The sequence below is a fragment of the Paenirhizobium naphthalenivorans genome (genome assembly GCF_007992095.1).
GTDB lineage: Bacteria > Pseudomonadota > Alphaproteobacteria > Rhizobiales > Rhizobiaceae > Allorhizobium > Allorhizobium naphthalenivorans.
Genome location: NZ_BJZP01000010.1, coordinates 144284 through 151263, shown reverse-complemented (window position 1 = coordinate 151263; position 6980 = coordinate 144284). Strand labels below are relative to the sequence as shown.

Sequence of the window (6980 nt, the reverse complement as noted above, 5' to 3'; positions counted from 1 at the left end):
TTGACATAGCCAAGCAGCTCGCCGATCTCATCGCGGCTATTGATGTGGGCGGTTTTGGTGAGGTCGCCCTCGGCTACGTCCCGCACGACGTTAACGGCCCGGGTGAGGCCACGGCTGATCGACAGCGACAACCAGATCGCTGCGCCAACGGCGAGCAGAACCGCAACGCTGGCAACGCCGATCAACAGTGTACGCGTGCTTTCGTAAAGCGCGTCGTTGTCGGCGACGGCATTCACAAGAGCCGTCTGGTTGCGTTCCACACTGCCGTCGGCCAGTTCGAGGACTTCCGGAAGCAAGGTACGCAGTTCGCCGGTCGAGATGGCCTTTGCGCCCATCATGTCACCGGCAAGATGCATTTTTGCCATCTTGTCGTTGAGTTCTTTGAAGTGTTGGGCAATCTCGACGGTGCGTTGCCACTTCGGCCGTCCGGTCTCCGACGAGATCGCCAGCGACTGTTTGGAGTAGTCGAGCAGGCTATCGATCTGATTGTCGGCCTTGTCGTAATATCTGGCGATGTCATCGCGGGTCTCGGCGAGCAGCGCGTTTTTCTGCGCGCGGACCGCTTCCGCCTGGGCCGCACTGACCCGCAGCGCCAGTTCGAGGCGCTTGACGTTTCCTTTCACGAGTTCCTCGGTCGCCGAGTTGATCGTGCTGAGACTGGTGATCCCATAGAGCGTGATGCCCACCAGCATCAAGATGATCGCGGCAAAGGCGATCGACAGTTTAAGTTTAATCGTCACGTGTATCTTCCCCCACTAAAGAGCCACTGGCTCAAGCCGCCGCCGAAACGTCCCGTTTGGCCGCGAATATTTCGTTCAAGTTCGGAATGATGATGAAGTCTGCGCCTCGCTTGACGAGGCATTCGATGTAGTCGGCGCGCCACCGCATGCCGATGCTTGGCGGGTTCTCCCGCGCCGCCCGGCTGAGCGTCGTCACTTCGTGAACCTTGTCGGTGCGTACGCCGACCAAAGTCGTCTCTCCCTCGATTTCCAGTTCGGCGACAATGATCCGGCTATCGATGGTGGCATCGGTCGCCGCCATGCCGAAGGCCAGGCGAATGTCGGCGAGCGGGATGACCTTGCCGCGGAAGTTGATGACGCTGCCGACGAACGGGCGCGCGCCCGGCACAGCGGTCTCCGGCAGAAGATCGAGGATTTCCTGGACCATCGCGGCGTCGAAAGCAAAGGTCTCGCCGGCGAGATCGAAGGTCAGAACCTCGCGCTCGTCATCTTCGCCCCATTGATCGGTCGTCTGTTGAACTGCCGTCTGCATCATCCCACCGCGCGCAATTGCGCCTCCTGTTGTTGTCCGGCCGCCACGAGGTGCGCGACGTCCAGAATAAGCGCAACATTGCCATCACCGAGAATGGTGGCGCCCGAGAAGGTCGCGACATCATGGTGAAGCTTCGAGAGTGATTTGATCACCGTCTGGTGATCGCCGATGATCTGGTCGACCACGAGGCCGACGCGCTCGGCGCCGGTCGAGATGACGACGATCTTCTGGAATGGGTCGGGCTGGGTATGGGTCCCGAACAGCTCACGCAGGCGGATGAAGGGAACGAGACTGTCGCGGAGCGAAATGAAACTGCGGCCACGTGAGCGCAGATCATCCTCCGGCGAGAGCTCCAGGCATTCCTCGACCGCAGACAGCGGAATGACATAGGCGCCGGTACCGACGCGCACCAGAAGGCCGTCGATAATGGCGAGCGTGAGCGGGATCCGAAGCGCTATCTCCGAGCCGTTGCCGGCAGTGCTGGAGACTTCGATCGCACCGCGCAGGGCCTCGACCGTCTTCTTCACGACATCCATGCCGACGCCGCGGCCCGACAGGTTGGTGATCTGCTGTGCGGTGGAAAAGCCCGGCTGGAAAATGAGCTGTAGCAGTTCCTGATCGGCCAGTGTGGCACCCGGCTGGACAAGACCAGACGCTTCGGCTTTGGCCCTGACCCTTTCGCGGTTGATGCCGCGACCGTCGTCCTTGACGGTGATGATGACCTCACCGCCGGACTGGCGCGCCGACAAGAGTACGCGGCCGGCTTCCGGCTTGCCTGCGGCGCGACGTTCGTCCGGCGTTTCGAGCCCGTGGTCGATCGAATTGCGCACAAGGTGAACAAGTGGATCGGCCAGGCGGTCGATGACGGTCTTGTCGACCTCGGTGGTTTCGCCTTCCGTTTCCAGTTCGATGATCTTGCCCGTTTCGCGCGAAAGGTCGTGCACCAGACGGCGGAAGCGGCCGAACAGGCTGGCGACCGGCATCATGCGCAGAACCATCATCGTGTCGCGCAGTTCGCCGGACAGCCGTTCGATGTCTTCGGAGACGGAGCGCAGCTGGATCTCGATGCTCGCATCGGCGAGCTGCGAGAGCCGCGACTGAGCAATGACCAGCTCGCCGACACGGTCCATCAGCTCATCGAGGCGTTCGGCCGGAACGCGGACGTTCTCCGCAGCCTTTGCGTGCTTCTGCTCGGTTGCAGCGGCCTGGGGTGCCTGAGGCGGGGCAGGCGGCGCGGCCTTTTTCGCAGCTTCGGGAGCTGGTGCTGGTGTCGCTCCGCGACCGAGCTCACTGACGGCTTCGAGCGCTGGCTTTTTCTCTTTGAGGATAGGCTCGATCGAGAGCTCCATCTCGTCCATGACGAAGATGAATACATCCTCTATGGCCGACCGGTCAGCGTCGGTCAAAAGCTCCACCGTCCATCCCAGATGAATATCGGCAGCGTCGAGGCTGTCGAGCGGCGGCACCCTGCTCTTGTCGATGGTGACGCGGCATTCACCAAGTTCGCGCAGCTCGTCGAGCAGGCCGAGTGGATTGGTGCCGTTGGCCATAGCATTGGCCGGGAGCCGGAAGCTTAGCATCCAGCCTGCGCGATCGCCGTCGTCCTGGGCGACCTCCGCCTTGTTTCCTGATGCGTGGGCAGGGACGTCGGCCGTGTCACTGTTGCCATTGACTGCCGCATGCAGTGAGCCGAGCAAGGCGCTGCTCTTCTCGTCATGATCCCCATGTGGGGTCTCGATGAGGGCGCGCATATGATCCTGGGCTGCGAGCACGGCTGCCACCAGCTCCTGGCTCGCCGGAACGTCGCCCTTGCGGACGCGGTCGAAAGCGGTTTCGCAATGGTGGGTGAAGGCCGCCAGCGCATCGAAGCCGAACATGGCGCCCGAGCCTTTGAGCGTATGAAGGCCGCGGAAAACCGCGTCGATCTGATCCTTGTCGTCGAGCCTGTGTGTCAGGTCGAGCAGGCCGATCTCGATCTGCTCGAGAAGTTCGGCGGCTTCCGTGAGAAAGACGGCAATCGGATCGGTTTCACTCATTTGCCGAGCACTTTCCTGGTGATCTTGACGAGGTTTTCCGGATCGAAGGGCTTTGTCAGCCAACCGGTCGCGCCGGCGGCCTTGGCCTGGCTCTTGATCTCGCCGTCGGATTCGGTGGTGAGGAAGATGACCGGAACGCCGGTGTGCGCCGGCATTTTTCTGAGTTCACGGATCATGGTCAGGCCGTCCATGTTCGGCATGTTCAGGTCGGTGACGATCAGATCGAAGGTGCCGGTCGAGAGCTTGGCGATGCCGTCAGCGCCGTCGACGGCCTCCGTGACGGTGTAGCCTGCATTGGAAAGCGCGATCTTGGTCGTCATTCGAATGCTGGCCGAATCGTCGACGGTCAGAATGTGTGCGCTCATTGGACGGATCCCTTGTGAAGCCAGAACTGTGCGTCCTCAGGCGACGCGGTTTCGATGACGCCTGCGCGGCGCAGTACATCCAGCAAAGTGCCGCTTGCCGGCTGCGACAGCGTCAGCTGCTTTCCTTCGAGGCTTGCCTGAAGACGGGCCGACTCCAAGAGCTGTACGAAGCTGAGGTCGACGTCAGGGACGTCGGCGAGGTCCAGCGTGAGCGCAGGGCTGGAGGAAAGTGCGGATGAGATTTCAGAGTGAATATTAGAAATGTTCCGAATATTCGCGATCTGATCCAACTTGAAGACAGTTGTCTGCTCTTTGTTGTCTATCATTACTTCGAATCATCCGTGATGTTTCTATCGCTGCCAAAAATCTTGGCGGGAGTACGTTAACGAGCAATGAAGGCCGCTCGCGAGTTTGTGCTCCCAAGAAATGGCAGGTGAGAATATTGAGAGCCTTGGTGGTGGTGCGTTAACTAAGAATATCGCGTTTTCTTCATTTTTATCACGATGTTAACTCGTGCCGGACAATGGTGCAGTGCAAAGGCGACGCTTGTCGAGGCAAACCGGCGTCACCCCAAAATTGGGGAGGCTTGTTTTCCGCTTTCTTGTATTTTTATAGTAAAACGTGCGTGACTTGTAATTTAGAACAATAAGAAACTCTCGGAACGGAGAAAAAGGTGTCGGGGATCCACAGCGCAGCCTTGGCTATAGGCGTCGAACTTACAGCGGACCTTTCTGACGGGTTGGAGAATGCCCGTTCCCGCATTGAAACACGCTTTCTCGAGGGCGGCACCGTCTTGCTCGGTGTGCTTGATTCCGTTTCCAAGATGATCGAAACGCTCGACGCCATGATGGCTTCCTTGAGCGGTGAGACGGCGGAGCGTACCAGGGCCGATCTCGCTGACATCATGACACGGCTGGCGGGACTGCCGCGTCTGGAGGAAGACAGGCAGCAAGGCCTGACCCAGATTGGCGAGATCGAGCGGGAGTTGGGCGAGGAAGTGAGCCGAATGCGCGAGACGCTGCGCTATCTGCGTACCTTCGCGCTCACGGCGAAGATCACCGGCGCCGGCGTCAGCGAATTTGCCGGTTTTGCCGAGGAAATCATCGAGCGCATTCGCTACGGCAGCGATCAGGTCGAAAGCTTCGCGGCCAAACTGGCCGGCCTTTCCCAGCAGCTGAAGCCCGCCGCGGTGCGCGGCCAGCAGATCCTGGCGAGTTACCGCGATCTCGTGCCGAAGATCGCCGGAGAACTGGAGCGCGGCGCGGCTCAACTGACGGAGCATCATCGCCAGCTTGCCGTGGCGGCGCAGTCGGTGCGCAAGCTCGCCGGCGCGGTGCAGACCAAACTCGCGACCGTGCTTTCGGCGATGCAGATCGGCGACATCACCCGCCAGCGCATCGAGCACTGCCAGTCCAGCCTTGCGGTCATCGACGACTATCTCGAAAGCGGTGCCGGCCGGGCGCTCGGCAGTGATCAGCGCGCAAGGCTGCGGGCCTGTGTCCTCAGCCTGGTTTATCGCCAGCTTGACCAGACGCGCGTGGATTTCAAGCGCGATACGGCCAAGATCGTCTCCACCGTCGGCAGCTTCAATGCGGACATCTCGGCGATCCTCTCCCTGCGCAAGGGAATGAATGACGACGAGGGCACGGGCAACAGCGTGATCCGTCAGCTGGAGACCAATATCGCGAGCGCCCAGGACGTTGTCAGGACGGTGACCTCAGCCGCCAGCGAGTCCGATGAACTGAGCCGCAGCACGGGTCTTATCGTTCGTGAATTGCTCGACGGGATCGAAATCGTCCGGGTCGTGCGAACCGACATCCAGTATATGGCGCTCAATACCAACCTTCGATGCAGCCGCATCGGGGAAGAGGGCCGGGCCATCAATGTGGTGACCTCCGAGCTGCGGGCCTTCGCGGGCCAGATGGACGAAAGCGCCGAGAGCATCATGGTGCGACTGCACCGGCTCGAGGAATTCGCCGGCGCCCTGGCCGGCGGGGCGGAGGCGTCGGACGATGGGGACGTCGACCTCTACCAAGGCCTCGCCGCCGCCCTCGACGATATTCGTCAGGCCGCCGACCGGATGGAGGAAAGCCTGACGGCTGTCGACCGACAGGGGCAACAGGCTGTCCAGCAGATGGAGACGACTATCCGCAAGCTCGATTTCCAGGCTGAACTTGGTGACATTCTCGAGTCTTGCGCGGAGCAGATCGGGCGAGACGCGCCATCGGCCATCCCGGATACTTCCGATATCGAAGGGCCGATGAGCGAGATCGGCGCAAGCATCGGACGGCTTTACACGATGGCCGCCGAGCGCGAATTGCATGCCGCGATCTTCGGTGCGGCGCCGGCTCCGGCGGTGAGTCAGGTCGGTGCCGGTCTGTCGGTTGTGCCGACATCCGACGAAGAGCTTTTCGACGACGCGCTGTTCTGAGAGCAGACCAACGCGTGCGAAGCCAGGCGGGTAGGATCGCGAGATCTGGCTGAGCAGGCTTGTGCGCACGCCGCTTGCGTGTAAATCCAGGGACACTTGAAATTGCGCGCGATCGTTGGTGGTATCGCGCGCCATGCCGGTTTCTGGAGGGGAGAATATGCAGATTGCCATCGTCACGGTGTCGGATCGGGCCAGCAGCGGGGAATACGAGGATCTGAGCGGTCCGGCGATCGAGGCATGGCTGAAAGAGGTGGTCACCTCGCCTTACGAGACCGTCAAGCGGGTCATTCCGGACGGTGTCGCTTCGGTTCGCGATACGCTGATCGCATTGTGCGACGAGAGCGCCGTCGATCTGATCCTCACCACTGGCGGGACCGGCCCTTCGCCGCGTGACGAGACGCCGGAGGCAATGCGCGAGGTGCTGATCAAGGAGCTTCCGGGCTTTGGCGAACAGTTGCGTCGCGCCAGCCTCGAACAGACCCCGACCGCGATCCTGTCTCGCCAGACGGCGGGCACCCGTGGCAAGACGCTGATCATCAATCTGCCGGGCAAGCCAAGTTCAATCCGCTTCAGCCTCGATGTGATTTTCGCCGCCGTTCCCTATTGCCTCGACCTGATCGGCGCCGGGCGGATCGAGACGGATCCGGCCAGGATCAAGGCTTTCCGGCCGGCGCAGTGAGGGGTCGCGCGGGCAAGGGGCGGGTGCGAAAAGCGCCGATTTCATGTTTGATATGGAAGCATCCATCGGGCGGCCATTTTTTCCCGCCATTTGCAGGCGCGACGGATAGCGTCGAGCCGCATGACAGGGTTTGGGGGCTTGCCGTTCGATGCGGGAAGGATGTAGGCCCTCAGGCCAGGTGGGGGCCTTCCGGTTTC

7 protein-coding genes are annotated in these 6980 nt (G+C 61.3%); 2 read left to right on the top strand and 5 right to left on the bottom strand.

Annotation, left to right across the window (positions count from 1 at the left end):
- The 5 genes from RNA01_RS12305 to RNA01_RS12285 form a co-directional block, all read right to left on the bottom strand.
- Positions 1 to 740 (bottom strand): HAMP domain-containing protein (locus RNA01_RS12305; RefSeq protein WP_147180511.1); only part of this gene is annotated, 740 nt, incomplete at its 3' end.
- 31 nt (positions 741 to 771) lie between these two features.
- Positions 772 to 1275: a chemotaxis protein CheW gene (locus RNA01_RS12300; protein WP_147180510.1), complete on the bottom strand. Its 504-nt coding sequence runs from the start codon at positions 1273 to 1275 to the stop codon at positions 772 to 774.
- Positions 1272 to 3308, bottom strand: a complete 2037-nt coding sequence (locus tag RNA01_RS12295) for a chemotaxis protein CheA (RefSeq protein ID WP_147180509.1) — start codon at positions 3306 to 3308, stop codon at positions 1272 to 1274. The genes RNA01_RS12300 and RNA01_RS12295 overlap by 4 nt, the downstream gene beginning before the upstream one ends.
- Complete coding sequence (locus RNA01_RS12290) at positions 3305 to 3673, bottom strand: response regulator (protein ID WP_147180508.1); 369 nt, start codon at positions 3671 to 3673, stop codon at positions 3305 to 3307. Before RNA01_RS12290 ends, RNA01_RS12295 begins: the two co-directional genes overlap by 4 nt.
- On the bottom strand, positions 3670 to 3999 hold the full coding sequence (locus tag RNA01_RS12285) for an STAS domain-containing protein (RefSeq protein WP_147180507.1): 330 nt from the start codon (positions 3997 to 3999) through the stop codon (positions 3670 to 3672). Before RNA01_RS12285 ends, RNA01_RS12290 begins: the two co-directional genes overlap by 4 nt.
- 347 nt (positions 4000 to 4346) lie before the next feature.
- Here RNA01_RS12285 and RNA01_RS12280 point away from each other — a divergent pair, with 347 nt between their 5' ends.
- Positions 4347 to 6104: a methyl-accepting chemotaxis sensory transducer gene (locus RNA01_RS12280; protein WP_147180506.1), complete on the top strand. Its 1758-nt coding sequence runs from the start codon at positions 4347 to 4349 to the stop codon at positions 6102 to 6104.
- Between the two features lie 157 nt (positions 6105 to 6261).
- Entirely contained in the window at positions 6262 to 6783 is a 522-nt protein-coding gene (mog, locus tag RNA01_RS12275; protein ID WP_147180505.1) for a molybdopterin adenylyltransferase, read from the top strand.
- Positions 6784 to 6980 lie beyond the last annotated feature (197 nt).

What these genes read in the sequence shown, in the direction of transcription:
- RNA01_RS12300 (WP_147180510.1), bottom strand. Translation starts at nt 1,275, where the DNA reads ATGATGCAGACGGCAGTTCAACAGACGACCGATCAATGGGGCGAAGAT.
- RNA01_RS12295 (WP_147180509.1), bottom strand. Translation starts at nt 3,308, where the DNA reads ATGAGTGAAACCGATCCGATTGCCGTCTTTCTCACGGAAGCCGCCGAA.
- RNA01_RS12290 (WP_147180508.1), bottom strand. Translation starts at nt 3,673, where the DNA reads ATGAGCGCACACATTCTGACCGTCGACGATTCGGCCAGCATTCGAATG.
- RNA01_RS12285 (WP_147180507.1), bottom strand. Translation starts at nt 3,999, where the DNA reads ATGATAGACAACAAAGAGCAGACAACTGTCTTCAAGTTGGATCAGATC.
- mog (WP_147180505.1), top strand. Translation starts at nt 6,262, where the DNA reads ATGCAGATTGCCATCGTCACGGTGTCGGATCGGGCCAGCAGCGGGGAA.